General features: G+C 59.4%; 24 protein-coding genes. 9 read left to right on the top strand and 15 right to left on the bottom strand.

The window, feature by feature from the left end; all coding sequences use genetic code 11:
• Window positions 1–273: 273 nt before the first annotated feature.
• From A8O26_RS07770 to A8O26_RS07730, 9 genes are all read right to left on the bottom strand, one after another.
• Entirely contained in the window at window positions 274–1,071 is a 798-nt protein-coding gene (locus A8O26_RS07770) for a MetQ/NlpA family ABC transporter substrate-binding protein (RefSeq protein ID WP_064117482.1), read from the bottom strand.
• A 166-nt stretch (window positions 1,072–1,237) separates the two neighbouring features.
• A complete protein-coding gene (locus A8O26_RS07765; protein WP_064117481.1) occupies window positions 1,238–2,170 on the bottom strand; it encodes a sigma 54-interacting transcriptional regulator in 933 nt (310 codons plus the stop codon).
• A gap of 55 nt (window positions 2,171–2,225) precedes the next feature.
• On the bottom strand, window positions 2,226–2,807 hold the full coding sequence (locus A8O26_RS07760) for an alpha/beta hydrolase (RefSeq protein ID WP_064117480.1): 582 nt from the start codon (window positions 2,805–2,807) through the stop codon (window positions 2,226–2,228).
• A 367-nt stretch (window positions 2,808–3,174) separates the two neighbouring features.
• On the bottom strand, window positions 3,175–3,576 hold the full coding sequence (locus A8O26_RS07755; RefSeq protein ID WP_003220570.1) for an ExbD/TolR family protein: 402 nt from the start codon (window positions 3,574–3,576) through the stop codon (window positions 3,175–3,177).
• Between the two features lies 1 nt (window position 3,577).
• Window positions 3,578–4,303: a MotA/TolQ/ExbB proton channel family protein gene (locus tag A8O26_RS07750; RefSeq protein WP_038359739.1), complete on the bottom strand. Its 726-nt coding sequence runs from the start codon at window positions 4,301–4,303 to the stop codon at window positions 3,578–3,580.
• A gap of 45 nt (window positions 4,304–4,348) precedes the next feature.
• Window positions 4,349–5,158 (bottom strand): energy transducer TonB, encoded by an 810-nt coding sequence (locus A8O26_RS07745; RefSeq protein WP_064117479.1) that lies wholly within the window; start codon window positions 5,156–5,158, stop codon window positions 4,349–4,351.
• A gap of 383 nt (window positions 5,159–5,541) precedes the next feature.
• On the bottom strand, window positions 5,542–5,868 hold the full coding sequence (locus A8O26_RS07740; RefSeq protein ID WP_064117478.1) for a hypothetical protein: 327 nt from the start codon (window positions 5,866–5,868) through the stop codon (window positions 5,542–5,544).
• Window positions 5,869–6,057: 189 nt separating this feature from the next.
• Entirely contained in the window at window positions 6,058–7,401 is a 1,344-nt protein-coding gene (locus A8O26_RS07735; protein ID WP_064117477.1) for an aryl-sulfate sulfotransferase, read from the bottom strand.
• 23 nt (window positions 7,402–7,424) lie between these two features.
• Complete coding sequence (locus tag A8O26_RS07730) at window positions 7,425–9,785, bottom strand: TonB-dependent receptor (protein WP_064117476.1); 2,361 nt, start codon at window positions 9,783–9,785, stop codon at window positions 7,425–7,427.
• Window positions 9,786–9,950: 165 nt separating this feature from the next.
• Between A8O26_RS07730 and A8O26_RS07725 the strand changes: the two genes are divergently transcribed.
• Both A8O26_RS07725 and A8O26_RS07720 read left to right on the top strand, forming a co-directional pair.
• Window positions 9,951–10,895, top strand: coding sequence for a LysR family transcriptional regulator (locus A8O26_RS07725; protein WP_064117475.1), 945 nt, complete (start codon window positions 9,951–9,953; stop codon window positions 10,893–10,895).
• Window positions 10,896–11,084: 189 nt separating this feature from the next.
• The gene (locus A8O26_RS07720) at window positions 11,085–12,701 is read left to right on the top strand and encodes an alkaline phosphatase family protein (RefSeq protein ID WP_064117474.1); all 1,617 of its coding nucleotides are present in this window, start codon (window positions 11,085–11,087) and stop codon (window positions 12,699–12,701) included.
• A 198-nt stretch (window positions 12,702–12,899) separates the two neighbouring features.
• On the opposite strand, the gene A8O26_RS07715 is transcribed toward A8O26_RS07720, so the two are convergent.
• Window positions 12,900–13,808: a TauD/TfdA dioxygenase family protein gene (locus A8O26_RS07715; protein ID WP_064117473.1), complete on the bottom strand. Its 909-nt coding sequence runs from the start codon at window positions 13,806–13,808 to the stop codon at window positions 12,900–12,902.
• Window positions 13,809–13,989: 181 nt separating this feature from the next.
• Between A8O26_RS07715 and A8O26_RS07710 the strand changes: the two genes are divergently transcribed.
• Entirely contained in the window at window positions 13,990–14,910 is a 921-nt protein-coding gene (locus A8O26_RS07710; RefSeq protein WP_064117472.1) for a LysR family transcriptional regulator, read from the top strand.
• Window positions 14,911–15,005: 95 nt separating this feature from the next.
• Here the strand turns inward: A8O26_RS07710 and A8O26_RS07705 are convergent, their stop codons facing one another.
• Window positions 15,006–16,019 carry an ABC transporter substrate-binding protein gene (locus A8O26_RS07705; RefSeq protein WP_064117471.1) on the bottom strand — a complete coding sequence of 338 codons (1,014 nt, stop codon included), beginning with the start codon at window positions 16,017–16,019 and terminating at the stop codon, window positions 15,006–15,008.
• A gap of 308 nt (window positions 16,020–16,327) precedes the next feature.
• Between A8O26_RS07705 and A8O26_RS07700 the strand changes: the two genes are divergently transcribed.
• Genes A8O26_RS07700 through A8O26_RS07690 form a run of 3 tightly spaced genes read left to right on the top strand, consistent with a single transcriptional unit; the run spans window position 16,328 to window position 20,363 of the window.
• Entirely contained in the window at window positions 16,328–17,926 is a 1,599-nt protein-coding gene (locus A8O26_RS07700) for an ABC transporter permease (RefSeq protein ID WP_064117470.1), read from the top strand.
• Window positions 17,923–18,738 carry an ABC transporter ATP-binding protein gene (locus tag A8O26_RS07695; protein ID WP_064117469.1) on the top strand — a complete coding sequence of 272 codons (816 nt, stop codon included), beginning with the start codon at window positions 17,923–17,925 and terminating at the stop codon, window positions 18,736–18,738. Before A8O26_RS07700 ends, A8O26_RS07695 begins: the two co-directional genes overlap by 4 nt.
• 14 nt (window positions 18,739–18,752) lie before the next feature.
• On the top strand, window positions 18,753–20,363 hold the full coding sequence (locus A8O26_RS07690) for an arylsulfatase (RefSeq protein WP_064117468.1): 1,611 nt from the start codon (window positions 18,753–18,755) through the stop codon (window positions 20,361–20,363).
• A 215-nt stretch (window positions 20,364–20,578) separates the two neighbouring features.
• Here A8O26_RS07690 and A8O26_RS07685 read toward each other — a convergent pair whose 3' ends face one another.
• Window positions 20,579–21,649: a fatty acid desaturase gene (locus tag A8O26_RS07685; RefSeq protein WP_064117467.1), complete on the bottom strand. Its 1,071-nt coding sequence runs from the start codon at window positions 21,647–21,649 to the stop codon at window positions 20,579–20,581.
• 100 nt (window positions 21,650–21,749) lie between these two features.
• On the opposite strand from A8O26_RS07685, the gene A8O26_RS07680 reads away from it, so the two are divergent.
• Window positions 21,750–22,754: an AraC family transcriptional regulator gene (locus A8O26_RS07680; RefSeq protein WP_064117466.1), complete on the top strand. Its 1,005-nt coding sequence runs from the start codon at window positions 21,750–21,752 to the stop codon at window positions 22,752–22,754.
• Window positions 22,755–22,862: 108 nt separating this feature from the next.
• Here the strand turns inward: A8O26_RS07680 and A8O26_RS07675 are convergent, their stop codons facing one another.
• Window positions 22,863–24,248, bottom strand: coding sequence for a heavy metal sensor histidine kinase (locus tag A8O26_RS07675; protein WP_064117465.1), 1,386 nt, complete (start codon window positions 24,246–24,248; stop codon window positions 22,863–22,865).
• On the bottom strand, window positions 24,238–24,918 hold the full coding sequence (locus A8O26_RS07670) for a heavy metal response regulator transcription factor (protein WP_064117464.1): 681 nt from the start codon (window positions 24,916–24,918) through the stop codon (window positions 24,238–24,240). The genes A8O26_RS07675 and A8O26_RS07670 overlap by 11 nt, the downstream gene beginning before the upstream one ends.
• Before the next feature lie 135 nt (window positions 24,919–25,053).
• On the opposite strand from A8O26_RS07670, the gene A8O26_RS07665 reads away from it, so the two are divergent.
• Both A8O26_RS07665 and uraH read left to right on the top strand, forming a co-directional pair.
• Window positions 25,054–25,539, top strand: coding sequence for a GlcG/HbpS family heme-binding protein (locus A8O26_RS07665; protein ID WP_064117463.1), 486 nt, complete (start codon window positions 25,054–25,056; stop codon window positions 25,537–25,539).
• A gap of 12 nt (window positions 25,540–25,551) precedes the next feature.
• The gene (gene uraH / locus A8O26_RS07660; protein ID WP_064117462.1) at window positions 25,552–25,962 is read left to right on the top strand and encodes a hydroxyisourate hydrolase; all 411 of its coding nucleotides are present in this window, start codon (window positions 25,552–25,554) and stop codon (window positions 25,960–25,962) included.
• A 122-nt stretch (window positions 25,963–26,084) separates the two neighbouring features.
• Here the strand turns inward: uraH and A8O26_RS07655 are convergent, their stop codons facing one another.
• Complete coding sequence (locus tag A8O26_RS07655; protein ID WP_064117461.1) at window positions 26,085–26,762, bottom strand: Crp/Fnr family transcriptional regulator; 678 nt, start codon at window positions 26,760–26,762, stop codon at window positions 26,085–26,087.
• Between the last annotated feature and the right edge of the window lie 25 nt (window positions 26,763–26,787).

Raw genomic sequence — 26,787 nt, 5'->3', positions numbered from 1 at the left:
CTACAGCATCCCCCAATCAGTCCCCTTTCCCTCTGGGAGAGGGGCCGACCGAGGTGTCTTTCGTCATACATCGACCTGAAAGACTGAGTCGATTATGGATTCGGCAGAGATCTTTCACGTCGGCGTATTGCGTCAATATCCCCCAATCAGTCCCCTCTACCTCTGGGAGAGGGTTAGGGTGAGGGCCGCTTTCCGCACACACACAAAAACGCCGATGACCATCACTGGCCATCGGCGTTTTCACACCTTGAAGGGGGTGTTTCAAGCGTCAGATCAGAACGCCGGCAGTACCGCGCCGTTGTATTTCTTCTCGATGAACGCTTTGACTTCCGGGCTGGTCAGGGCCTTGGCCAGTTTCTGGATCGCGTCGCTGTTCTTGTTGTCCTCACGGGCCACCAGGAAGTTCACGTACGGCGAGTCAGCGCCTTCGATCACCAGGGCGTCCTTGGTCGGGTTCAACTTGGCTTCCAGCGCGTAGTTGGTGTTGATCATGTCCAGATCAACTTCCTTCAGAACACGTGGCAGCAGGGCCGATTCCAGTTCCTTGAACTTGAAATTGTGCGGGTTCTTGGCGATGTCTTTCGGCGTTGCCAGAGCGTTTTTCGGGTCTTTCAGCTCGATCAGGCCAGCCTTCTGCAGCAGGATCAGCGCACGGCCGCTGTTGCTGCCTTCGTTCGGGATGGCGATGGTCGCGCCGTCCGGCAGTTCAGCCAGGGTCTTGTACTTGCTCGAGTAACCACCGAACGGTTCAACGTGCACGCCTTGCACGGTCACCAGGTACTTGGACTTGTCGTCCTTGTATTTGCCCTGGTTGAAGCTGTTCAGGTACGGCAGGGTCTGGAAGTAGTTGGCGTCCAGACGCTTCTCGCCCACTTGTACGTTCGGCTGAACGTAGTCGGTGAAGACTTTGATTTCCAGATCCACGCCTTCTTTGGCGAGGATCGGTTTGATCAGCTCGAGGATTTCAGCGTGCGGCACCGGGGTCGCAGCAACCACCAGTTTTTCGCCGGCGTTGGCCAGGGAAGCAGTCAGAGCAGCCGCCAATGCGGTAAACAACAGAACCTTTTTCATGCAGTGTCCTTATCGAAAATCACGGTCGTCATCGACGACGGCATTAATACGTGTGCCAGTGAAGTGATATCGCTGGCGTGGGTCGGACGATACCGGGATTTTTTATTCCCGGACAATAACGTTTATTCAGCTTCATATTCCATTTTGTTCATGTTGAACGAAACGGTTACAACGCCTGACTCAAGCTCAACAGTAAATCTTTCAATGCCTTACGCTCGACGACGCTGCCGCCGATGTTGATTTGTGCAACCAGCCGTTCGATCTGAAGCTGCGGCCCAGACACCTCGGGCAGGTTCAGGTGCTCCGGCAGAATCTCGTCGCCGGTACTCACCAGCAACGCAAAATGAATGACGTTTTCCAGCTCGCGGGTGTTGCCCGGCCAACTGTGTTGTTCGAGCACGTGCTGCGCTGCCTCGCTGATCAGCGGCACCGGCAAGTCGAGGCGCTGGCTATAAATGCCGAGGAAATACTCGGCCAACGAAAGAATGTCGCCGATGCGCGCGCGCAAGGCGGGTAGTTCCAGTTGCCCTTCGCTCAAGTAGTGATAGAGCCGCTCGTGGAATTTTCCGGCGTCCACCGCTTGCGCCAGATCGATGCTGGTCGCCGCGACCAGACGTACATCCACCGGGCTCGGCTGCGGCGCACCGACGCGAGTGACTTCGTGATTCTCCAGCGCCGCCAGCAATTTGATCTGGATCGGCAACGGCAAATCGCCAATCTCATCCAGATACAAGGTGCCGCCATTGGCCGAGCCGAACCAGCCCGCGCGACTGCTGGCCGAGCCGCTGTAACTGCCGGCGGCGTAGCCGAACAGTTCGGCATCGGCGTAGGTCGGGCTGATCGCACCGCAATTGACCGAGACGAACAGACCGCTGCGATCACTGGCGCGATGGATGTGTCGGGCAAGCAGTTCCTTGCCCGTGCCGGTCTCACCGCGAATCAACACCGAGACCGAGCGCGGCGCCAATTGCTCCAGCTCTTCGCGCAATTGACGTGAGCGGGGGTCGACAAACACCAGCGCCTTGGCGCGAATGCTCAGGGGACTCTTTTCCGCATCGGGAAAGGTCAGCAACGGCTGACCGAAGGTTTCGAAACTCATGGCAGACTCCCGCCCAGAACCGCCGGGAGACGGGGGCGTTTAAAGAAAAAAGAAATCAGGCGCGCCGACGGGCGTGGTGTTCCATGCGGTTTTGCAGGCGATAGAGATAGGCAAAACCCTGCTCCCAGCGCTGATGCCCGGACTTCACGTTGATGTGTCCGGCACCAGCAAGAATGCCCGCCTCGGCGCCCCAGTTACGCGCCAGCTCCAAAGCGCGCGGCGCACTCACGGCGGCGTCGTTGTCGGAGCTGACCACCTGGCTCGGAAACGGCAGCAGGTCAGTCGGAATCGGTGCGAAGTTACGCAGCGCTGGCGCGCAGGTCGGGCGCTCGACATCCGCTGGCGCGACCAGCAACGCGCCGCGAACCTGACGCAGGTATTGCAGCGGTGCAGTGGCCGCCCAATGCGCAACGGTGACGCAACCCAGGCTGTGGGCGATAAGGATCACTGGCGTGTCGTCAGCGGCAATCGCCTCGGCCAATGCCGCCACCCAGTCTTCACGACGCGGCGTCAGCCAATCGGCCTGCTCGACCCGCGCGCTGTTCGGCAGGCTGTTTTGCCAATGGCTTTGCCAATGATCTTCTGGCGATCCTTGCCAGCCCGGCACAATCAGGTAGCGGATTGATTCGTTGCGCATGGGGAGCTCTCCTGCGTCGTGTCTGTTCCTGAACGAGTATAGGGAGGGGATTTATATTCGTTAAGGAATAAGAAGCTATTTATTAAGATCTGAATTGAATATGCGATGTGTGCTTGGCTTGAAAGCTTTTCCCCCTCACCCCAGCCCTCTCCCCCAAGGGGGCGAGGGGGAAAGGGAGCCGATCACCTAGCCTTTCCAATCCGGAGTTCGACTGGATATTTCAGGTCGGCGTACCTTGAACAATCACCACGGTCAGTCCCCTCTCCCTCCGGGAGAGGGCTAAGGTGAGGGCTTCGCTTCTAATGCCAGAAATAAAAAAAGGGCCGCACCCTGCCAAGGAGACGGCCCCGGAAAAACGTAAAATCTGTCACCGCGCGGTAATCACCGACAACTTGGTAATCCCCGCCCGTTCAATCGAAGCCATCGCCCGCGCCACTTCGCCGTAATTCACCCCGTCATCGGCCTGCAACTGCACGCGCACTTCCGGGTCTTTGGCCTTGGCCGACTTGAGGTTGAATTCCAGCAAGTCCGGCTGAATCTCATCCTTGTTGATAAACAGCTTGCCGGCACCGTCGATGCTCACCACCAGCGGATCCTTCTGCTCGACCGGCGCCACCGCTTCGGTCTTCGGCAGGTTGATCGGGATCGCGTTGGTCAGCAGCGGCGCGGTGACGATAAACACCACCAGCAGCACCAGCATCACGTCCACCAGCGGCGTTACGTTGATCTCGCTGAGTACCTCATCACTGTCTTGCGTGGAGAAGGCCATATCAGGACGCCTCCTTCACTTTTGCCGCGTTGCCCGGGGTTGCGACCTTGTGCGCCGTCGGGTGGATCAACACGCGGAATGCACTCTTCTGCGCCAGGCTGTAGAAGTCGTGGGCGAAGTCATCCAGATCCGCCGCCGTCAGCTTCAACCGGCGCAAAAAGTAGTTGTAAACCAGTACCGCCGGCACCGCGACGGCGATCCCCACGCCCGTTGCGACCAGTGCCGCACCGATCGGGCCGGCCACCGTTTCCAGGCTCGCCGAACCGGCCGCGCTGATTCCCTTCAACGCTTCCATGATTCCCCACACCGTGCCGAACAAGCCAATGAACGGCGAGGTGCTACCAATACTTGCGACGACCGCCAGACCGGTTTCCAGCGAACGGCGTTCGCGGACGATCTGCTGACGCAGTGCGCGCTCCAGTCGATCCTGATGGTTGATCGCCTGGCTCAAATCATTCGCCTGCGGCGCCTCGCCCACCTGAATCGCCGCGTAACCGGCCTGTGCTACTCGTGCTGCTGCGCCGGGTTGGGTCTCGCTCAATTCAGCGGCAGAGTCGAGACTCGACGCTGCCCAGAAACGTTTATGAAAGCGCCGATCCTGCGCCTTCAGACGCCCGAACTGCCAAGCCTTGAGCAATGCCAGGCCCCAGGTGGCGACGGAAAAAACCACCAGCAGCCAGATCACCGCGCTTTCGATGGATTCCAGTGGAGATGCCAGTAACGTCATGATGTATTCCCTCGTGTAAACGTTTCGCGCGAATTTGGTTTCGGTTTAATGAATCTTGAAATCGATGGGCACGCTGACCCAGCCGTCCTGGGCGACATCACCCTGCTTGGCCGGGACGAAACTCCAACGCTTCACGGCATTCAGCGCCGCGTCGTCGAGCTGTTGCCGGCCACTGCTTTTTGCTATCTGGATCTCACCCGGTTTGCCGCTGGCCAACACGTGCACGCGCAGCAACACCGTGCCTTCCCAACCGCGACGCTGAGCCAGTGACGGGTACTCCGGCGCCGGGTTTTTCAGGTATGCGGCATTCGCTGAGGCCGGGGTTACCGGTGCCGGCGCGGGAGGTGCAGGTGGCGCTGGCGCTGCAACCGGAGCGGCTGGTTGTGAGGGCGCCGGTGGTTGCTCGACCGCTTTCGGTGCTGGTTTGGGTACCTGTTTAACCACCGGTTTGGGTTTCGGAACCGGTTTGGGCGGCGGCGGTTTTACCGCGAGTTCGTCTTCCACCGGCGGTGGTGGTTCTACCACTGGTGCAGGTGGCGGCGGCTCGACAACCGGTGGCGCTGGCGGTGCCGGGCGCGAGAACTCGATGGTCATTGGCGGAATTTCCGGCGGCACAATCGGCAGCACCGGCGTCGGCTTCTGGCTGATCCAGTAGATCACCGCGCCGTGCACTACCAGCGCGAGCACGCCAAGCAGAAGGGTTTCGCGCCGGCTCAGAATGCCTTTGGGCGCACGCTGCAAACGCAACTGCCCCAACGGCACACGGTGCGGCCGGCCGAGATCGACCAATTCGCCACTTGGCGTCTGACGCCACAGCAATTCCTCTGCGCTGGCGGCGGTCTGGACATTGCCCATTGATTCACTCCCTGCGGTCTTTTTGCGTTCTCTACAAAAACTGCCGATCGACCGTTTGTTGAATCCCCCACGGTGGATCGATGGGTGAATCATTGGGCTTGATGCTTATCTCCGAAAGTAATCTTTAACGTTATGCATAGGCCTTTATGGAATATATGAATTGATCAATTCCGCCAAAGCCGCGTGTTACGCGGGCTGCAGCGATGCGTGAAAAAGCGCATGCTTTTCAGGCATTGAAAGTATTCATTCAACGCATCGAATTTGGCTGACCCGGTTTTGCCGGACAATTAATACCAACTAGATAGTCGATTATTATCTTTCCAAAAAAACAAACAAAAAGGCCGGCACACTGTCGTGCGCCGGCCTTTTTGTTTAATCAGCTTTTATTGCTTGACGAACTCCCCTGCCACGCCAACAACATCACCATCGAAGTTGGTGCGCGAGCCAACCGCGCGAACTTTCGAGTAATTGTGATCCGGCGAGAACAGTGTCCAGGACTGATACCCAGTGCCATCATTCAACGCCGTGAACGTGATGATCGTAGGCTGCCCGGTGCTGTTCTGGAAATGGTAGTGACCGTAAGCGATATCGTAATTCACGCCGTTCTGGCTGAATTTGCCGCTGAAGGTGCCGTTGGAATCGTTGCCATCGGTAATCGTCAGTTTGGCGCCAGCGTTAGCGTTTACATAATTGCCATTAATAGTCGACATAACGAGATTTCCTTTATCGTTGGATAAGTGTCTTCCGATGAGAGCAAGTTTCCTCCTGGAAACTCACGACAGTCAGGATGGTTGGGCATTCCAATATTGTCCATGTGACTTACTAACTGATTTGCAATAAGCACTGTTCATCCGACTCATAACTTATCGCCATTCAATCGAACATTAATTCCAATTCAACTAACGACTGGCATTGGTTTGCTGCACGCTGACAACCGGTGCATTAACCGCCGTCTCGGAGCGTGGTGTACTCGTTGGCACCCAGTCATAACTCACAGGCAGCGCCCGATACACCCAGTTGCTGATCGCGTCGCTGCCTGGCGCTTTGCCGAGATAGGGGCTGACGTATTCCCAGACGTTTTCACCGTTGGCCGTCACCTGGAAAAACCGCCCGTTCATGCCTTCGTCGATCAACGTGTTGCCGTTGGGCAAGCGCCGCGCACTGCTGATAAACGAACTGTAGAACGCCCATCCCGGTTGCTTAGAATTGGCTGCGCTGTACTGCCAGACGATCTGGTTTTTCAGCGGATCGATTTCCAATACCCGCGAACCGGAAATCAGCCCGAGGGTGACATTGGGATAACCCGCCGATCCTTGGTTATCGAACACCAGCAAGTTACCGGCTCCAGGCAATCCTGCCGGAATGATGTGCGCATCATGCTGGCCGACAAACTGATCCACCGGGCGCGGCAGTTTCTGCGCGGTTTTCGGGTTGCTCAGCGGTAGGTTCGGCCCAAGACGCCAGACCACTTTGCCGCTGTGCTTGTCGATGATCGCGATGAAATTGGCGTTGCGTGAATCGATCAGCAGATTGTCCGGATTGAAGCGCTTGTCACCGGCATCGAACCACTTGTTCGGCCCGACCAGGCTGAGATTGTTGATGTGCAGGTAATCCGGATTTTCACTGGCGCGCACCAGCTTCAACTGCTCGGCGGTGAAGCCGAATTCATTGAGATGTTCCGAGGCCAGCCACTGCCATTTCACCGCGCCGTCGGGGCTGACTTCATAGATTGCATCGTCGATCACCTCGGGGACTTTAAAGCCTTTGACCTTGTGCACCTTGTTCGCCAGCACCACGGTGTTGCCGTTGCTCAACCGGCGTTGATCGTGATGCTGCTGCGCCGCGCCACCGGGCGCCTTGTCGCCCCACTGCCAGACGACTTTGCCGTTCCAGTCCAGTTCGCCGACGCTCTGGTTGCCCAGACCATTGCCGGCCGAACCGAGCTTGCCGGGATCCTTTTCACTCAGTTGCAGCAGCACATGCCCGCGCTCGCCGCCGACCAGTTTCGGGTCGATGATCGCTGACGGAAAGCCTGCCTGCGGCCAGGTTTTCACCTCGTTGCCGTTCATGTCGATCAGGTGCGTCTGCTTGTCCGCACCGCTGAAAATCACGTACTGGTTAAACGCCTTGTTCGGGTCGTAACGGGTCACGCCGGTCGGGTAAACACTCGGTGCGGCGAAGACGCCGACACTGAGCACTGCGCCGGACAGCAACACCGGCAAAGCGGTTTTGATACGCAACATGATGCAGCTCCTTGAATGACCAATCAGAAGTCGTAGCGACCGGTGACGCCGAGGGTGCGCGGCGTGCCGAGCAGGCCTTCATAGCCGCCGTTGCCGCCCGTCCACAGGGTCGTGTAGTAGGTTTTGTCGAAGGCGTTTTTCAGCCACAGCGACACGTCCCACTGGCCCTGATTGAAATCGCCGCGCAGGCCGGTGGAGAAGTTGACCACGGCGTAACTCGGGATCTGCCCGTAGTCGGAATCCTCGACTGTGCCGACTGCTTTCGAACGGAACGCATAGCTCGCGGTGACGTAGGGTTCGAAGCCGTTATCCAGATTCCATTTGTATTCGCCGTTGGCGTTGCCGATCCATTTCGAGGCGCCGACCACTTGATGACCACTGAGGTCGCAGGAGGCTGGAGCACCCGGCGCCTGGCTGACTTCCGGCGGGCACGGAGCATCTTTGTACGAGAGGTAGCTGACGTCGTTGTAAGAGCCGTTGATGTTCAGGGTCAGGCCGCGCAGCGGGATCACCGTGCTTTCGAACTCGACGCCGCGCGAACGCACGGAACCGGCGTTGGTCAGGTATTGCACGCGATTTTCGGCGTCGTAGGCGTTGGTCTGGTAAGCGTTGACCTGGGTCCAGAACACGTTGGCATTGAGTTGCAAGCGGTGGTCCCACAGCGTGCTCTTGAAGCCGAGTTCGGCGTTGTTCGCGCGCTCAGTGCCGATCAGCAACGAATCGGCGCCGGCCACCGGAGCAGAACCGACGGCGAGGTTGACCCCGCCGGATTTCTCGCCGTGGGACAACGTGGCGTAGCCGAGCACGTCATCGGTGATGCGATAGCTGAGGTTGAGCAGCCCGGACGGACTGGAGCTGTACTGATTCAAGTCGCCGGAATCGTAAGCGCCGGCACGACCGCGTCGCGCTGTGGCCGCAGCGCCCGCTACCGCGGCGCCACCGACCGGGGCATCGCGCGTGACCCAGGCGGATTTTTCTTCATAAGTGCCGCGCACCCCGGCGGTGAAATCCAGACGTTCGCTGAGGTGCCAGGTGCCTTGGGCGAACAGCGCAAAGCTGTCGGTCTTGATATGGCCGTTGCCAACGCTGGTGACGTTGGCCAGTGCACCGGCCGGCGTGCCGTTCCAGATATCCGCCCGGGGTCCGTAATAGGCGAAGGATTTGTTGTTCAGATCCGAACCGAAGTAGTAGGCGCCCACGACGTAATCGAAGAACTCACCCTTGGGCGAGGCCAGGCGAAATTCCTGCGAATACTGTTTGTCCTCCACCGAGACCCCGGCGTTGTAGCTCGCCGGCACGTTGAGGCCGTCGTCGTTGCGCGGGGTGAAATTCCAGAAGCGATAGGAGCTGATCGAGGTCAGCGTGAAGTCGCTCGGCAGCGTCCAGTTGGCCTCAACCGACGTGCCGCCCTGATGCACGGTGACATGCTGGTCGTTGTCCAGATTGACCTTGCGGTGTGAGCCGTTGACCAATGTCGCGCCGGCGGCGTTGGCGCGCGCCTGGTAAAGGTTGACGCCGTTGATGGTCGGCCCGGTGTTGTACAACACGCGGGTGCCCGCGCTGGAATCCTCTTCGTTGTAGTCGCCGATCCAGCGCAGGTTGAAATCTTCATTGGGCTTGAACAGCAGTTGCGCGCGGAAGCCATCGCGCGAGCCGCCATTCAAATCATGGCCGTCGTATTCGTTTTTGATGTCGCCGTCGCTGCGCGTGCGATAGGCCGAAAAACGTCCGGCCAGTTGATCATTGAGCGGCCCGGAAATGGTGCCCTTGGTCTGGAAATAACCGTCCTCGCCCACCGAGGTTTCGATGCTGCGCTCAGGGGTGAAGGTCGGCGCGCGGGTGCTGATGTTGATCACCCCGGCGGTGGTGTTTTTGCCGAACAGCGTGCCCTGCGGCCCACGCAAGACTTCGAGCTGTTCGATGTCCATCAAATCAAACACCGCCATCCCCGGGCGGCCCAGATAAACGTTGTCGATGTACAGGCCGACGCTACCTTCCAGGCCATCGCTGGCCGGGTTATTACCGAGGCCACGAATCGACACGCTGGACTGGCGTGCGTGCATGTAGGCGACGTTGACGCTGGGCACCAACTGCTGCAAATCCTGAATCCGGTAGACCCGCTGCGTCTCCAGATTCTGGCCGCTGACCACGCTCATCGGCGTTGGTACATCTTGTGAACTTTCTTCGCGGCGGCGGGTGGTGACGGTCACGGTTTCCAACTGTGAACTGTTCGCGGCAGGCTTGCCGGCCGATATTGGCGCCGGGGTTTCAGAGTCGGCGGCGTAGCCGTGAGTCCAGCTCGCGCTCCCTGCCAACAACAGGGCCAGAGGCAGGCGTTTGAGCCGTCGTGGCGTTAAGGGTGACGCAAGGTTCAACGGACTCATGGCGTGGCTCCTGGTCAAAAAACACACAGACATCTTCAGCGCTGCATATTCTTTTAAGTTATTTATTTATGGTTTTACAAATATTTACTGCATAAGAGATTGCCTTTATAAGGAGTCGACCTAATGCATATCCAATGCATTTCCCGGATATTTTTTATGTGAAAAATGCATATCGACTTGCGTCAACTTCGTCACTTCATTGCCTTGGCTGAACAACGCAGCTTCGTCGCCGGCGCGCAGGCGGTGAACCTGTCGCAGTCGGCGTTCAGCCGCAGCATTCAGGCGCTGGAGCACAGCGTCGGTTGTCAGTTGGTCGATCGCGGACGCAAGGAATTACCGCCGACCAAACAAGGCCAGGTGCTGCTTGAGCACGCACGGCGACTGGTCAGCGGTGCGCAGCAAATGGCCAACGAGATCAGTCAGTTCAACGGGCTGGAGGCGGGAGAATTGCGTTTCGGTTGTGGGCCGGCGCCGGCAGCGGGATTGATTCCTCGGGCAATTGGCAGCTTCATCGGGCGCTACCCGAAAGCGCGGGTGCAGTTTCAGGTCGATGACTGGCAAAGTCTGAGCAAGCGATTACTCAGCGAAGAGTTTGAATTCTTTGTCGCTGACACTCGGCACTTCGAGGCCGATCCGGATTACCTGACCTACCGGTTGCGACCGCGCAAGTGGCATTTCTGCTGCCGCGCAGGGCATCCGCTGGCGGGTTTCGATAAGGTCAGCGCAGAGCAATTGATGAGCTATCCGCTGGCGGTGAGTATTCGTCCGCCGAACTTGCGCAAAGTCATTGTCGATCTCAGTGGGCGGCCGGATTTCACGCCGAATGTGGAGTGTGAAAACAGCTCGAGTTTGCTCAGCGTGGTGCTGCGTTCGGATGCAATCGGGATTGTTGGCGCCTACTCGGATGCACTGCATCAGGCCAAGGGTGAACTGGTGTGTTTGCGCATTGAAGGATTGGCGGATGATCTTGAAGAGCTGTACACCCGCTATGGGATTGTCAGCCGCGCGGGGTATCGGTTGTCGCCGTTGGCGGAGGCGATGATTGAGCAGATCAAGACGATTGATCAGCAGGATGAAGAGGTTTGCTCGCTGCAGAATCTCGCTGTCTGATCGGACCTCTTCGCGAGCAAGCTCGCTCCCACAGGGAAACGCAGTCTAAATGTGGGAGCGAGCTTGCTCGCGAAAGGGCCAGTGCAGGCACCGATGCATTTCCTGCATAAAACCCATTCCCCAAATGCACTTGCCGAACACCCCCACTGAAAGCGAAAAACCCCACCTGTCTCTCTGACCGGTGAACCCATGTCCAACTCGCCAACCCCCGTGCGCAACGTGCTGTACATCATGTGCGATCAACTGCGCCGCGATTACCTGTCCTGCTACGGCCACCCACATCTGCACACACCGAACATCGATCGACTCGCTGCGGCCGGCGTGTGCTTCAGCCGCGCTTACACCCAAGGCACGATCTGCGGCCCGTCACGGATGTCGGCCTACACCGGGCGCTACGTCAGCAGCCATCAAGTGGCGTGGAACGCCGTGCCGCTGCCGCTGGAAGAACTGACCCTCGGCGATTACCTGCGCCCGCACGGCATCCGTACCGCACTGGTCGGCAAGACCCACGCGACGGCGAATATCGATGCCTTGCAACGCCTGGCGATCAATCCGCAAAGCGAGCAAGCCGAAATCCTCAACGAAGTCGGTTTCGAACCCTACATGCGCCACGACGGCATCTTCCCCGACGATCCGCTGTTCGACGACAAACGCGAATCCGCGCCCTACACCCATTACCTGCGCGAACACGGCTTCGACGGCAAAAACCCCTGGCACGACTGGGCCAACGCCGCCGAAGGCGAGAACGGCGAAATCCTCAGTGGCTGGCAAATGCGTCATGCGAATTTGCCAGCACGAATTCCCGAGCAACACTCAGAGACTGTCTACACTACAAATCGAGCCATCGACTTCATCACCGAGCAAGGCGAGAAATCGTGGTGTTTACACCTTTCCTATATCAAACCGCACTGGCCCTACATCGTACCAGCGCCGTACCACGCCTTGTACAGTACGAAATCGATTCTCGAAGCGGTCCGCGCGACGCCCTCCGAAGCCAGCAAACACCCTGTATACACTGCCTTTCGCCAGCATGAGGAAAGCCTGAACTTCTCCCGTGACTCAGTACGATTGACTGTAATCCCTACCTACATGGGCCTGATCAAGCAGGTGGATGATCAACTCGGGCGACTGTTCGATTTTCTGCAGAGCAATGGTCGCTGGGACGACACGTTGATCGTGTTCACCAGCGATCACGGCGACTTTCTCGGTGATCACTGGCTTGGGGAAAAGGAGTTTTTGCTGGAGCAGGCAGTGGGCGTGCCGTTGATCGTGCGTGATCCTCGGGCGGCAGCGGATGTCACGCGTGGAACGGTGGATGAGCGACTGGCGGAAACCATCGATGCGTTGCCGACCTTTCTTCAAGCCTTGGGATTGCCGGGAGCGGAGCATCGGCTTGAAGGGCGTTCGTTGATTCCGCTTCTGCACGGCGAAACCCCGGACTGGCGCCACTATGCGATCAGCGAATACGACTACGCCTTTCAGGCGCCGGCGCGTGAGCGTTTGGGTCAGCCGATCGACCGTTGCCGCATGACCATGGTGCGTAGCGAGCGCTGGAAATACCTGGCGTACGACGGTTTTCGACCGCAGTTGTTTGATCTGTTGAATGATCCGCAGGAGTTGCGTGATTTGGGGGATGACCCGGAATTCGCGGCGGTGCGCGAGGAGCATGCGGGGTATTTGTTTGAGTGGGTGCGCGGGTTGAAGCGGCGCACGACCATTAGTCATCAGGAGATTGATTTGCGTGGGCAGCGGTTTCGTTATGGTGAGCCGGAAGCCGAGAAGGTTGTGCAGATTGGTGTTTGGTAGCGGGAAGAGCCCCTCACCCTAACCCTCTCCCGGAGGGAGAGGGGACTGAATGGGGGATATTTCAGAGGTACACCGACCTGATCGTGCTTCACCGAATCCATAATCGATAAAGATCTTTCAGGTCGATGCATAACGCGAGACAACTCGGTCGGCTCCCTCTCCCTCTGGGAGAGGGCTGGGGTGAGGGGCTCTTGATCTTCAATCGCGACCTTTGATGGTATGGCTACGCTGCCCAGAAGCCCCAACCGGCACCTCACCTTTCAACGTCACCCGACGCACCACCCGATCCTGAGTCCCGTAATCATCAATCGCATAATGCTGCGTCGAACGGTTATCCCAGATCGCCACATCACCGGCCTTCCAGCGCCAGCGCACGGTATTTTCCTGGCGGATCACATGACCCTGCAACAGCCCGAACAGATGCGCCGAATCCGCCTGCGAATAACCCTTGATGCGTTTGACGAAATGCCCCAGCAGCAAGCTCTTCTCGCCGCTGATCGGGTGTACGCGCACCACCGGGTGCTCGGTCTCGTAAACGGTGGAGGTGAAGACCTTGCGATAGCGCTCCAGCTTCTCCGCCGAGACGTCCGGCTTGGCGCTGGCGTAGTCGTATTCGTTGCTGTGCACGGCGACCAGTTTGTCGGCCAGTTCACGCAGCTCGGTCGGCAAGCCGTTGTACGCCGTCGCGGTGTTGGCCCACAGGGTGTCGCCACCGAAGGCCGGGGCCACCACCGAGCGCAGGATCGAGGCTTTGGGGTAGGCGTCGACGAAGGTCACGTCGGTGTGCCAGGAGTTGGCGCGCTGACCTTCAGCGCCGTCCAGCTCGAGCAGATAACGCGTGCCTTCACGCGACGGCACGGTCGGATGCGCCACCGGCTCGCCGAGCAGATGGGCGAAGGCTTCCTGACGCTGATCGTCGAGTTGGCTCTGTTCGCGGAAAAACACGACTTTGTACTGAACCAGTGCCTGTTGAATGGCTTCGACGGTGGCGGCGTCCAGCTCACCGGACAAATGCACGCCACGAATCTCGGCGCCGATACGACCGGCCACCGGATGAATTTCCAGCGCGTGGACAGCGGGTTTTACTGCGAGTGCGGCATTGCTCATGGGTAGACCCTCATCGACTGCTTACGGTTGGACGGCAGCGAAACAACGCTCTATCTATATTCCATTTACATCTAATAGATATTCACTTGCTTCGTTGACGGAATAAGAGCTTGCATTTAAAACCTCTAGCAACCCTCGTCGCAAATGCCTTCGAGCTATTTTTAGGATGCCGGAAAAGCATATGGATCTTCGCCAGTTGCGTTACTTCATCGCCCTCAACGAACACCGCAGTTTTGTCCGTGCGGCGGACGCAATGGGCATCACTCAACCGGCGTTCAGCCGCAGTATTCAAGGGCTGGAGCAGGAGTTCGGCTGCGTGCTGGTGGATCGCGGCAACAAGGATCTGCGCCCCACGCCTGAGGGCCAGGTGGTGCTGCAACACGCCCTGAGCCTGGTGCAGGGCGCAGCGTTGCTCAGTGCGGAAGTAACGCAGATGACCAAGCTCGATGCCGGTGAAGTGCACTTCGGTTGCGGCCCGGCACCGGCGGTGAAACTGGTGCCCGACGCGGTGGCGCAATTCATCAATGCGCACCCGAAAGTGCGCACCTGTTTTCAAGTGGATAACTGGGAAAAACTCAGCCGCGCGTTGAGCCGTGAAGAGATCGAATTCTTCATCGCCGACATCCGCCATTTCGAGTCCGATCCAAACTTCCAGACCCAGGCACTGACGCCCAAACGCGGGGTGTTTTTCTGCCGGCCGGGGCATCCGTTACTGGCCAAGGAAAGCCTGTCGACCAACGACATGTTCGACTACCCGCTGGCGACCACGCTGATCCCGCCGGGCATTCGTAAATTGCTGGCGAACCTCAGTGGACGCATCGATTTTTCACCGACCATCGAGACCGAGCACTTTCCGGCGCTGGTGAAAGTGGTGCTGCAATCCAATGCGATCGGCGTCGGTACGGAGGAGGCGTTTGTCGAGGACATTGCCAAGGGTTCGCTGGTGTTGCTGCACTGGCGCAATCTGCCGCAGAACCTGGAAAGCATGAATGCGCGCTGCGGGATTGTCAGTCGCACCGGGTTTCGGCTGTCGCCGGCGGCGCGGGCGCTGATCGAGACGTTGGTGGCGGTGGATCGGCAGGAAGTCAGTGTCGCCGTTTAGGGCCCTTTCGCGAGCAGGCTCGCTCCCACAATTGGAATGCATTTCCCTGTGGGAGCGAGCCTGCTCGCGAAGAGGCCAGAGCAGGCGCTAAAGATTCAGAGCTTGGCCGCTGCCAACTCAGGCGCCACCCAATCATTGACCTTGAACGGCTTGCGAATCAGCTTCTGCTGCGCCGCCAGATCAACCTTGTCCTGCAAGCTGCCGAGGAACACCGGATCCAGCGCCGAAGGGAACACTTCGCTCAATTTCTGATCCTTGAGATCCTCGGTGAGGATTACCGGCGGATAGCTCGCCAGCCCCGAGACCAATTGCACATAGGCAGCCTTGTTGCTGTCCTGGGTCAGCCACTCCACCGCCTGCTGCTGCGCCTTGAGCAGTTTGGCCACCGCCTCCGGGTGCGCATCGACAAACTTGCCCGTGCCTACCAGCACCGACTGCACACTGCCGGCACCACCGAGATCCTTGGTGTTCAACGGCAATTCGGCCAGGCCCTTGATCTGCAACGCCGCCAACCCGGAACTGCCCCACGATGCATCGATCTGCTTCGCCGCCAACGCTGCAGTTGCGCCGGTAAAGTCGAGGTTGATGACCTTCAGATCCTTCTCGCTCAAACCCTGACTGGCCAGCGCCGCATCAAATGACAACTGCGTCGCGGTACCGCGGAAAATCGCCACACGCTTGCCTTTGAGATCCTGGAGCGTCTTGATCCCTGACCCCGGCACCACGCCCAGATACTGCTTCACCCCACGGGCACTGGCGCTGAGCAAACGCGTATCCAGGCCATTGGACTTGCCGATGATTGCCGCCAGATCACCCAGATACGCCAGATCAACCTGGCCGTTGGCAAACGCCTCATTGATCACCGGGCCGGCGCCTTTGAAGAAACTCCACTGAATCTTGATGCCTTGCTCGGCAAAGGCTTTCTCGAAGATCTGCTGATCGCGCAAGACATCGACTACACCACCGCCACTGTGCTGAGTGCCGGCGCTCAGGTCCGGCACGGCGATTCTGATTTCCTTGAGTTCGTCGGCATGCGCGGTAAACGCCAGCAGGCCCGCCAGAGCAGGAACGGCAAACAGACTGAAAACACGTTTGAAGGGGAGGTTCATGGGTGCAGCTCCTTGATCACGACGGGCATTGAGGAGCCGAAAGTAGGCCGAATGCACACCTTCGCTTAAATACTATAAATGCACATTTTTATAGCTTTTTGCGCTAAGCGAGCAGCGGCGGGGCTTGCAGCGGCGTATGCATTAACAGCATCGAAAATATTCTTCGAATGCATTGGATGCGTGTCGGCTGGAAGCCTTAAATGGCCTCGCTTATCTCCTAAAAGAATCTATATCGACATTGTTATAACTTTTTGTTTTTAGCTAATACCGCTAAAGATCTTGAGCCAACCCGACAACGGAGGTCACCCATGGCCCGCCAATCCTTGCTCAGTCTTCCACTGCCCGCGCCGCCGCTGAAAAGCCGCCGTACCTGGCCAAGCCTGAACCAGCGCCTGTTGCCATGGCTGCTGCCGCTTGGCCTGTTTGCCCTGTGGTGGCTGGCCGCCCGCAACGAATGGATGAGCGAGCAGATCCTGCCTGCGCCCTCGCTGGTGTGGAACAGCGCTGTCGAGTTGTCGCAAGGCGAGTTATGGAACCACTTGTGGATCAGTTTGCAACGTTTGTTCTGGGGCCTGCTCGCCGGGATTTCGGCGGGGGCTCTGCTCGGTGCCGCGCTGGGTTTCAGTCAGCGCCTGGAACGTCTGGTCTTCCCGACTTTCGCCGGGTTGGCGCAGGTGCCGACGCTGGCGTGGATTCCATTGTTCATGGTGTTTTTCGGCATCGGCGAAGGGCTGAAACTGGTGGTGCTGATCAAAGCGATTGTGGTGCCGGTGACCTTGCACACATTGGTCGGCGTAAGAGATGCCCAACCGAAACTGCGCGAAGCTGCCGCTGTTTTACGTCTGCCGCCACGCCTGTTGATCCGTCGCCTGGTGTTGCCCGCCGCCCTCCCCGCGTTCATGGCTGGCGTGCGACTGGCGCTGGCCGCCGGATGGACTTCGTTGCTGGCCGTCGAACTGCTGGCTTCCAGCGAAGGCATCGGCTACCTGATGGTCTGGGCGCGGCAACTGTTCATGCTCGACATCGTTTTCGTGTGCATCGTGGTGATCGGTTTGATTGGCGTGGCGATGGATCGTGGCATCGGCCTGCTGGACAAGAAACTGGTGCACTGGCCGCACCCGGCCACCGCCGAAATTCGTCGTGGCCCGCGTTATGAAGGCTGGCAGCGTCTGCAACCGTGGCTGCTGCCGCTGGGCTTGTTGGCGCTATGGCAATTGGCGAACGAACTGCAGTGGGTTGATGCCAACATTCTGGTCAGCCCGCTGGCCGTTTTGAGCACGGCATGGGACGGTCTGCTCGACGGCACTTTGATCAGTGGTATGGCCCTCAGTCTTGGCCGCACACTCGGTGGCCTGTTGCTCGGCGGCAGCCTCGGATTTGCCCTGGGCCTGCTGCTGGGTCTGTCGAACATCAGCGAACGACTGCTCGGTCCGACCCTCGCCGCCCTTCGCCAAATTGCCATTTTCGCCTGGGTGCCGCTGCTTACCGCGTGGTTCGGTCTCGGCGAATTGGCCAAGTGGGTATTTGTCGCCCTCGCCGCGTTCTTTCCGCTGTTTATCGCCACACAACGCAGCGTCGCCAACCTTTCGCCGCAACTCAACGAAGCCGCAAAAGTGCTGCGCCTGAGCCTCGGCCAGCGCCTGCGTCGACTGGTGCTGCCGGGCGCCGCGCCGGGGATTTTCGCAGGTCTCAGACTGAGCCTGATCTACGCCTGGCTCGGCACCATCGGTGCGGAATATTTCATGCCGTCCAATGGCGGCATCGGCAGCCAGATGATCGGCGCACAACAGTTGCTGCGCATGGACCTGATCATGGCCGGCATGCTTTTCGTCGGGCTCACCGGCGCCCTGCTCAACCTCATTGGCCAACGCCTGGAAATTCGCGCGACCCGCTGGAGACACGCATGAACGCACCGATTGTCAGCTTTAAACACGTAGGCAAATCCTTCGACGTCGACGGTTTCGAACTGGAGGCGATTCGCGAATTCAACCTTGATATCGCCGAGGGTGAGTTCGTCGCCATCGTCGGCTCCAGCGGCTGCGGTAAATCGACATTGCTGCGCTTGTTGGTCGGCCTTGATACGCAGTTTCGCGGGCAGATTACCGTGGATGGCAAAGCGGTCAGCGGCATCGGCGGCGAACGGGGCATTGTCTTTCAGGAACACCGTCTGTTTCCGTGGCTGACCGTCGCCGACAACATCGGTCTGGGCCTGGTCAACGAGCCGCTGAGCGCTGCGCAAAAGCAAAAACGCATCGACGATTTCATTGATCTGGTCGGCCTGCGCGACTTCACTCGCGCCTATCCGCACCAGCTCTCCGGCGGCATGGCGCAACGCGTGGCGATTGCTCGCGGGCTCGTCGCCAGCCCGCGGATTCTGCTGCTCGACGAGCCCTTCGGCGCGCTCGATGCGCTGACCCGTCAGCAAATGCAGGACGAGCTGTTGGCGATCCGCGACCGCGCAAAAATCACCACGATCCTCGTCACCCACGACGTGGAGGAAGCGATCTTTCTCGCCGACCGCGTGGTAGTGATGGAGCCGCGCCCGGGGCGGATCAAGCAAGTGGTCGACATCGCCCTGCCCCACCCGCGCCAGCGCAGCAGCTTCGACTTCCATCAGTTGCGTGAAGAATTGCTGCACGAACTGACCAGCGACGACCATTACCAACCGAGCGTACCGGTGCAGATCCGCGATCTGCCGCTGACGTTCATTGCCTGCTGAACAGGAGTTTTGCGATGCCGCAACGTCCCAATTTTCTGGTGATTCTGGCCGATGACCTGGGCTTTTCCGATATCGGTGCGTTCGGCGGCGAAATCGCCACGCCGCACCTCGATGCCCTGGCCAACAATGGCCTGCGCCTGACCGATTTTCACACTGCACCAACCTGCTCGCCGACGCGCTCGATGTTGCTGACCGGCACCGACCACCACATCGCCGGCATCGGCACCATGGCCGAGACGCTGACCCCGGACCTGATCGGCAAACCGGGTTATGAGGGCTACCTCAACGATCGCGTGGTGGCGCTGCCGGAGCTGCTGCGCGAGGCCGGTTATCAAACATTGATGAGTGGCAAATGGCACCTCGGTTTGAAGGCTGAACTGGCACCCCATGCGCGGGGTTTCGAACGCTCGTTTTCGCTGCTGCCGGGCGCGGCCAACCACTATGGCTTCGAACCAACCTACGATGAGCAAACCCCCGGTCTGCTGAAATCCACGCCGGCGCTGTACATCGAGGACGACACCTTCATCGATGAACTGCCCAAGGATTTCTATTCCTCCGACGCCTTCGGCGACAAGCTGCTGCAGTACCTCAAGGAGCGTGATCAGACGCGACCGTTCTTTGCTTACCTGCCGTTCTCCGCGCCGCACTGGCCGTTGCAGGCACCCGCTGACATCGTCGAGAAATACCGTGGCCGGTACGACGCAGGACCGGAAGTGCTGCGACTGGAGCGTCTGGAAAAACTCAAAGCCCTCGGCCTGATCGAACCCGATGTAGAGCCGCATCCGCTGATCCAATTGACCAAGCAGTGGGACGCATTGAGCGACGAACAAAAGCAGATTTCCGCGCGGGCCATGGAGGTTTACGCGGCGATGGTCGAGCGCATGGACTGGAACATTGGCCGGGTCGTCGACTATCTGCGTCAGCAGGGGCAGCTCGACAATACGTTCATCCTGTTCATGTCCGACAACGGTGCCGAAGGCGCGCTACTGGAAGCGTTTCCCAAGTTCGGCCCGGAACTGGTGACGTACCTCAGCCAGCACTACGACAACAGCCTCGACAACATTGGCCGGGCTAACTCTTACGTCTGGTACGGGCCGAACTGGGCGCAAGTGGCGACCGCACCGTCGCGGCTGTTCAAGGCGTTTACCACTCAGGGCGGGATCCGCGTGCCGGCGTTGCTGCACTACCCACAATTGGCGATCAAGGGGCAGATCAGTCATGGCTTCGGCACGGTGATGGACATCACGCCGACCATTCTCGATCTGGCGGGTGTGCGGCATCCGGGCAAGCTTTGGCACGGCAAACCGGTGGCGCCGCTGCGCGGGAAATCGTGGCTGGGGTTCTTGTCGGGCGAGACGGCGCAAGTGCATGACGAGCACACGGTGACGGGTTGGGAATTGTTCGGGCGTCGGGCGATTCGCCAGGGGTCGTGGAAAGCGGTGTGGATTCCCGGGCCTGTCGGGCCGGCGACCTGGCAGCTTTATGATTTGAGCAGTGATCCGGGGGAGATTCATGATCTGGCGTTGAGTCAGCCGCAGAAGCTCAGCGCGTTGATCGGGCATTGGCAGCAGTATGTCGAGGAGACTGGGGTGATCTTGAGTGAATCGCCGTTTCAGCCGGATTGAAGGGGAAGATCAAAAGCCCCCTCATCGGAACGCCGCCCGCCTAACCCTCTCCCGGAGGGAGAGGGGACTGACCGAGGTGTCTTCCGTTAAATATCGACCTGTGAAAACGAGTCGATTATGGATTCAACGAAGCACTTTCACGTCGGCGTAACTCTTCAATATCCCCCAATCGGTCCCCTCTCCCTCCGGGAGAGGGCTAGGGTGAGGGCCGCTTGTCAGGCCTCCACCACCTCACCAGACACCGCGACTTCATCCCGACGAACAAACCGGTTAGCCCGCCCAAACGTCCCGAAATCATTAAACCGCACGCCCATCTCACGCATCACCTTATGCGCCACCGGCACGGTCATCTGGCGAATGTAAAACGGCTCCTTCACGACAAAATGATGAATGCCGTGGCTGCTGCCAAAGTTGAAACAGAACGCCTGCAACGGCCACAACCACCAAGGGTTCAACACCTGGCACTGCTGCAACACATTACCCAGTTCAACATCCCCGTAGTAATGCATGTTCGAGCTAATGAAGTGCAGGCAAAACGTGCGCAACACATTCGGGCCGATGATCACCACGGCAGCGATATCGATCACCTGCATCACCGACAGCGTGGTCGCTGACCATTCGATCGGCGCGCCCAGCAGATAGGCGATGCCATTGGCTGCATGAAAACCGAGAAACACATACCACGCGCCCCAATGCACCAGCGCCAGCGGCGCATACACCTTCAGCGTGCGCTTGATGATGCTGAACTTGTGCGCCCAGGTCTTGGCCCGCAGCATGCGGATGAACGCCGACATGACGTTGTCGCCGACCATCAGCAAGCGCACAAAACCCCACGGTTCGCCGTTGGTGATCGCGCGTTCTTCCATGTCGGTTTCAGTGCCGGAGACCTTGTGATGATTGAGGTGCAGATGGCGACGAATCCACGGATTGATCGTGCTCGGCCGCGCCAGCCACACCAGGCCCATCATCAGGTTGTGCGGCACGCGCTGCTTGCGGAAATACATGCTGTGGATCAGGTCGTGTTCCAGCTCATGGGTCAGCGACGCGAAAAACGCGTTGAGTAGCAGGCACACCCACCACGCCATGTGGCCGCTGATGTACAGCGCCGCCGAACCGATCATCCCGATCAGGGCAAAGGCCAGTATCCCCGCGCCCAATGCATCCTGATGCTTGAGAATCGGGTAGCGTTCGCGCAACTCAACGCCTTTGGCCAGCACCACTTCGCGAATATGCGCTGATCGCTGGGCAGCATTGTGTCGCTGGGGACTTGCAGAAGTACCGTCCATGCTTCCATCCTCTGTTTATGGATGTTCGCATCGTGCCTCGTCAGGCCTTGAATCGCGGTAGCCGAGAACGCCAACCTGTTGACCGGAAGCGCCAATCAGCATGAAGGAACCGACCTCTCTCGCCAGCTGGACCCGTGCCTTGCGCAAGCAACTCGATGCGCTGGGGCTGGACAGCATTGCCCTGTGCCAGCAGGCCGGGCTCGACCCGCAATTGATGGACGACCCCAACGCGCGTTATCCGCTGTCCGGCACCACGCGCCTGTGGGAAATCGCCGTGCAGGTCAGTGGCGACCCGGCGATTGGTTTGCGCGTGTCACGCTTCGTCAGCCCGACCACCTTCCATGCCCTCGGTTACGCGCTGGTCGCCAGCGGTAGCTTGCGTGAGGTGTTCGAACGCATCGTGCGTTATCACCCGGTGGTCAGCGATGCGCTGGAGCTGGAGCTGAGTCGCGGCGATGACCGCTATCAATTTCGTCTGAAAATACCGTCAGGCAATCCGGCGCCGGCCTTCGAAGCCATCGATGCGTTCGCGGCAATATACGTGCGCACCTGCCGCAATCGCCTCGGCCGTGATTACGCGCCACTCGCCGTGTATCTGCGCCGCCCGGAACCAACCGATGCGCACCAATGGCACAAAGTCTTCCGCGCCCCGGTGCATTTCGGCTGTGCCGAGGATCGCCTGGAATTCGCCCTCGCCGACTTCGACAGCCACCTCGACGACGCCAACCCGGAACTCGCCGAGCACAACGAAGCCGTGCTCAAACGCACGATGGCTCAGCTCAAACCACTGACCTGGGAGCGCAAGGTGCGCGATGCCATTGAAGAGCAACTACCGGAAGGTGAGCCAAGTGCCGAACGCATTGCCCAGGCGTTGCACCTGAGTTTGCGCAGTTTGCAGAGGCATCTGGCAGATGAAGGGTGTCGCTTCGACACATTGCTCAATGAGAGCCGCGAGAACCTGGCGCTGCTGCACCTGCGCGATCCGCAGTGTTCGTTGAGTGAGGTGAGTTATTTGCTCGGGTTTGCCGATACCAGCAGTTTCAGCCGCGCTTTCAAGCGCTGGACGGGGCTGACGCCGGGGCAGTTTCGTGATGGGTTGCGCTGACTGATCCCAACGCTGGATCGTCAGATCCGGCGCCTTCGCGAGCAGGCTCGCTCCCACAGGGGAAACGCATTCCAAATGTGGGAGCGAGCCTGCTCGCGAAGGGGCCCTTCAATTCACTAAAAAACCCAGCTCAAAAACGGTGCCGTCAGCATTACTGCTCACCCGCACCCGCCCGCCATGCAACTGCATGATCGACTGCACAATCGCCAGCCCCAACCCACCCGAATCCCCCGGTTCTGCCCGCGACGGATCAACGCGGTAGAAACGGTCAAACAGTTTGCCCAGATGCTCCGGCGCAATCGCCTGCCCGTGGTTATGCACCTGCAACCAGCACCAACCCGACTCATCGCGGCGACGCAGACTGATCACAGTTCCGGAGTCGGCATGACGCACGGCATTCGCCAACAGATTGCCGAGCGCCCGTTGCAACAGTTGCTGATCAGCGCGCAGTTCACCCTGCAGTTGATTGTCCAGCCGCAGATCGCGGTCATCGGCCAAGGCTTCAAAGTAATCACACAGTTCACCGCCAACGCTGTGCAAATCCAGCGTTTGCAGATTGAGCGCACGTTCCGCCTGCTCTGCGCGGGCAAGGAACATCAGGTTTTCCGCCATGCGCTTGAGCCGTTCGAATTCTTCCATGTTCGACGCCAGCACTTCCTGATACTCCTCGGTGCTGCGCGGATGATTCAGCGCCTGACCGTTGCTCGCCAACAAGGTGTGCAGCGGCGTACGAATCTCGTGGGCGAGGTCGGCGGAGAACTGTGAGAGGCGCTGCACGCTGTCGTCCAGCCGCGCCAGCATGCCGTTGAGCGCCTGCACCGGTTCCAGCAATTCGGCGGGCGTGCCATCGGCGGACAGGCGTTGATCGAGGCTGCGCAGATCGATGCCGCGTACCGCTTCGCTCAACTGACGTAGCGGTTGCAGGCCCCTTCGCAGTAGCAGTAGACCCAAGGCAAAAGCGAGTAACGCACCGATCCCAACGGACAAGTACAAGCGCATGCGATAACTGCCGAGCATCGATTCGCGCTCGCTCAGCACCTTGCCGGCGATGATCGTCAGCGGTTCACCGTTTGGCCCTTGGGCTTCACCGGATAACAGCGCCAGTTCGGCACCGTCCGGCGCTTGCCACGTCAGCACGTCGCGGCGCTGCGGCGTTTGCTCGCGGGGGATCGCATTGAGGGTTGGCAGATCGCGCTGACGCGGGTTGATGGCGATCACGCTGGAACCGTCTGCACGCCGCACCAGCAACAGACTGTCGAGATTGCCGAGCATGTTTTGATACAGCCGTGGCCGTGCCTGCAAGGCATCGAGGCTGTCGCTGTCGGCGAGCAAGGCGCGCACCTGCTCCAGTCGACCGAGCAACGCGAGGTCGTCGCGGTAGGCGATTTCTGCGGCCAGCGACCGATAGAGAAACACACCAATCGCACTCAACACCAAAGCGCAGACCAATGCGAACGCCAGCGCCAGGCGCCAGGCGATCGACCTAGAGCGCATCGTCAGGCGCTTCCAGTTGATAACCGACACCGCGCACGGTGTGGATCAGTTTCGGCATGTAGGGATCATCGACTTTCGCGCGCAGACGGCGCACCGCGACTTCGACCATGTTGGTGTCGCTGTCGAAATTCAGGTTCCACACCTGCGAGGCAATCAAGGTGCGCGACAGCACTTCGCCCTGACGGCTGGCGAGCAATTGCAGCAGGGCGAACTCTTTGTTGGTCAGGGCAATGCGCTGGCCGCCGCGACTGACGCGGCGACGCAGCACGTCGATTTCCAGATCGGCGATGGTGTACGACTCGGCTTCGCGCATCGGCCCGCGCCGCAGCAACGTGCGCACCCGCGCGAGCAGTTCGGCGAAAGCAAAGGGTTTCAGCAGATAGTCGTCGGCGCCCAGTTCGAGACCGCGCACGCGGTCTTCGATGGCGTCCTTGGCGGTGAGGAACAGCACTGGCGTGGCGCCGCGCTGGCGGATCAGTTGCAGCAATTGCCAGCCGTTGAGGCCGGGGAGCATCACGTCGAGGATGATCAGGTCATATGCCTGCTGCTCGATAAAGTAGCGACCATCGAGGCCATTGAGCGCCACGTCCACGGCAAAACCCGACTCGCCCAGGCCTTTGGCGAGGAAATTCGCGGTTTTGGCTTCATCTTCTACGACCAGCAAACGCATGGCACACCTCGATTGACAGGCACACAGGCTAGGCGCCTTCGGCGGCGTTGCCCATTACAAACTTGTAATCAGACTGACGAGGTTCTGACGAAGCTCGGCGATTAAGGTGGCGACCTTCGCTTTTGGAGCTTGTCCATGACCGTCAAATACTTCGTTGCAAGCCTGATGATCGGCCTCAGTGGCATCGCTGTGGCCAGTCCTGAGTTGCCGCGTCACGCTGATCTCGACCTGAAAACTGCAAGGCTGCTCGCCGACACCGCATTGGCCAATTGCACCGGCACGGTGTCGGTGCTCGACCGTGGCGGCAATCTGCTGGTGACCCTGCGCGGCGATGGCATCGGCCCGCACAACACCGCCGCCAGCCAACGCAAGGCGTACACCGCGCTGTCGACCAAAACCGCCACCCGTTCGTTTGCCGAGCGCGCTCGCAACAACCCGGAAACCGCCAACCTCAATACCCTCGACGAATTGCTGCTGCTTGGTGGCGGTATTCCACTGTTCCTTGGCACTGAACTGGTCGGCGCCATGGGCGTGGCCGGTTCCGGCGGCGGTGAGCAAGACGAAAACTGTGCGATCAAGGCAGCCGAAAAAACCGGTCTGGCCACTACCCGTTCCCAATAAGGAGTTTCATTCATGACGACTATGCGCATGACCCTTGCCGCGCTCGGCCTGAGCGCTTTTTCAAGTTTGGCCATGGCCGCGGGCAACCCGTTGAGCGTGCACGTGCTCAATCTGGAAAACGGCCTGCCTTCGCCGGGCATCGACGTGACGCTGGAGAAACACGTCGGCGAAAACTGGCAGCCGCTGGCTCAGGGCACCACCAATGAACAAGGGCGGATTGCCGAACTGTTCCCGGCCAAACAGCCTTTTGAAGCAGGTGAATATCGCGTGGTGTTCAAAACCGGCGAATACTTCAAGAAGGTCAAACACGACACGTTCTTCCCGGAGATTCCGGTGATCTTCGAAGTGAAGCAAACCGATCAGCACTACCACATCCCGCTGCTGCTCAGCCCGTACGGCTTCTCGACCTATCGCGGTTCCTAAATCAATACTGCCCCATGTGGGAGCGAGCTTGCTCGCGAAGGCGGTGTGTCAGTCAGCAATCATGTTGAATGTTAAATCGCATTCGCGAGCAAGCTCGCTCCCACAGGGGCTTGGGTGAATTGTCAGATCGTGGCGAGAGCGCGCAATCGCACGGCATCAAGGATTTCGATCTCGCCATACCCGAGTCCGATAATCCCCTGCCCCTGCAAATCCTTGAGAATCTGGTTGGTGGTCTGCCGCGACAGTGACAGCATCGACGCCAACTGCTCTTGCGGCAGTTGCAGCACCCGGCGTGGCGCGTCGAGTTCGCCGTAGCCTTCGGCGATCATCAGCAAGCGATGGGCCAGGCGTGCCGGGGCCGGCAGCAGGCTCAGTTGTTCGAGGTTGATAAACGTCAGGCGCAGTTTATGGCTCATCAGCAGCGCCAGATGCCGCCAATACACCGGCTGCTCATCGAGCAGTTTCAGCAACGTCGCCTGCGGAATATTCACCAAGGTGCACGGCCCGACTGCGTACGCGTCATGGGTACGCGGCTGGCCATCGAACAAGCAGATTTCACCGAACCAGTGCGGCGCTTCGACCAGACTCAACAACGCCTCCTTACCCTGCTCACTCACCGCACCGATGCGCACCGCGCCATCAAGCACCGCGTACAAACCGCAAGGTGCATCACCGCGCTGGAACAACCGTTGCCCCGCCGTCAGCCGCCGCTCTCGGGCCGCCGCCAGCAAGCTATCCTGAAAGGACACCGGCAGATGACTGAACCATTGCCCGCTCATCAGCCGTGAACGAATTTGCATAAACACTCCTGGATTGTCGCCTGCC

This window comes from Pseudomonas fluorescens (assembly GCF_001648775.1).
GTDB lineage: Bacteria > Pseudomonadota > Gammaproteobacteria > Pseudomonadales > Pseudomonadaceae > Aquipseudomonas > Aquipseudomonas fluorescens_M.
Note: the sequence above shows the minus strand (reverse complement) of the source record. Positions and strands in the feature narration are given on the sequence as shown.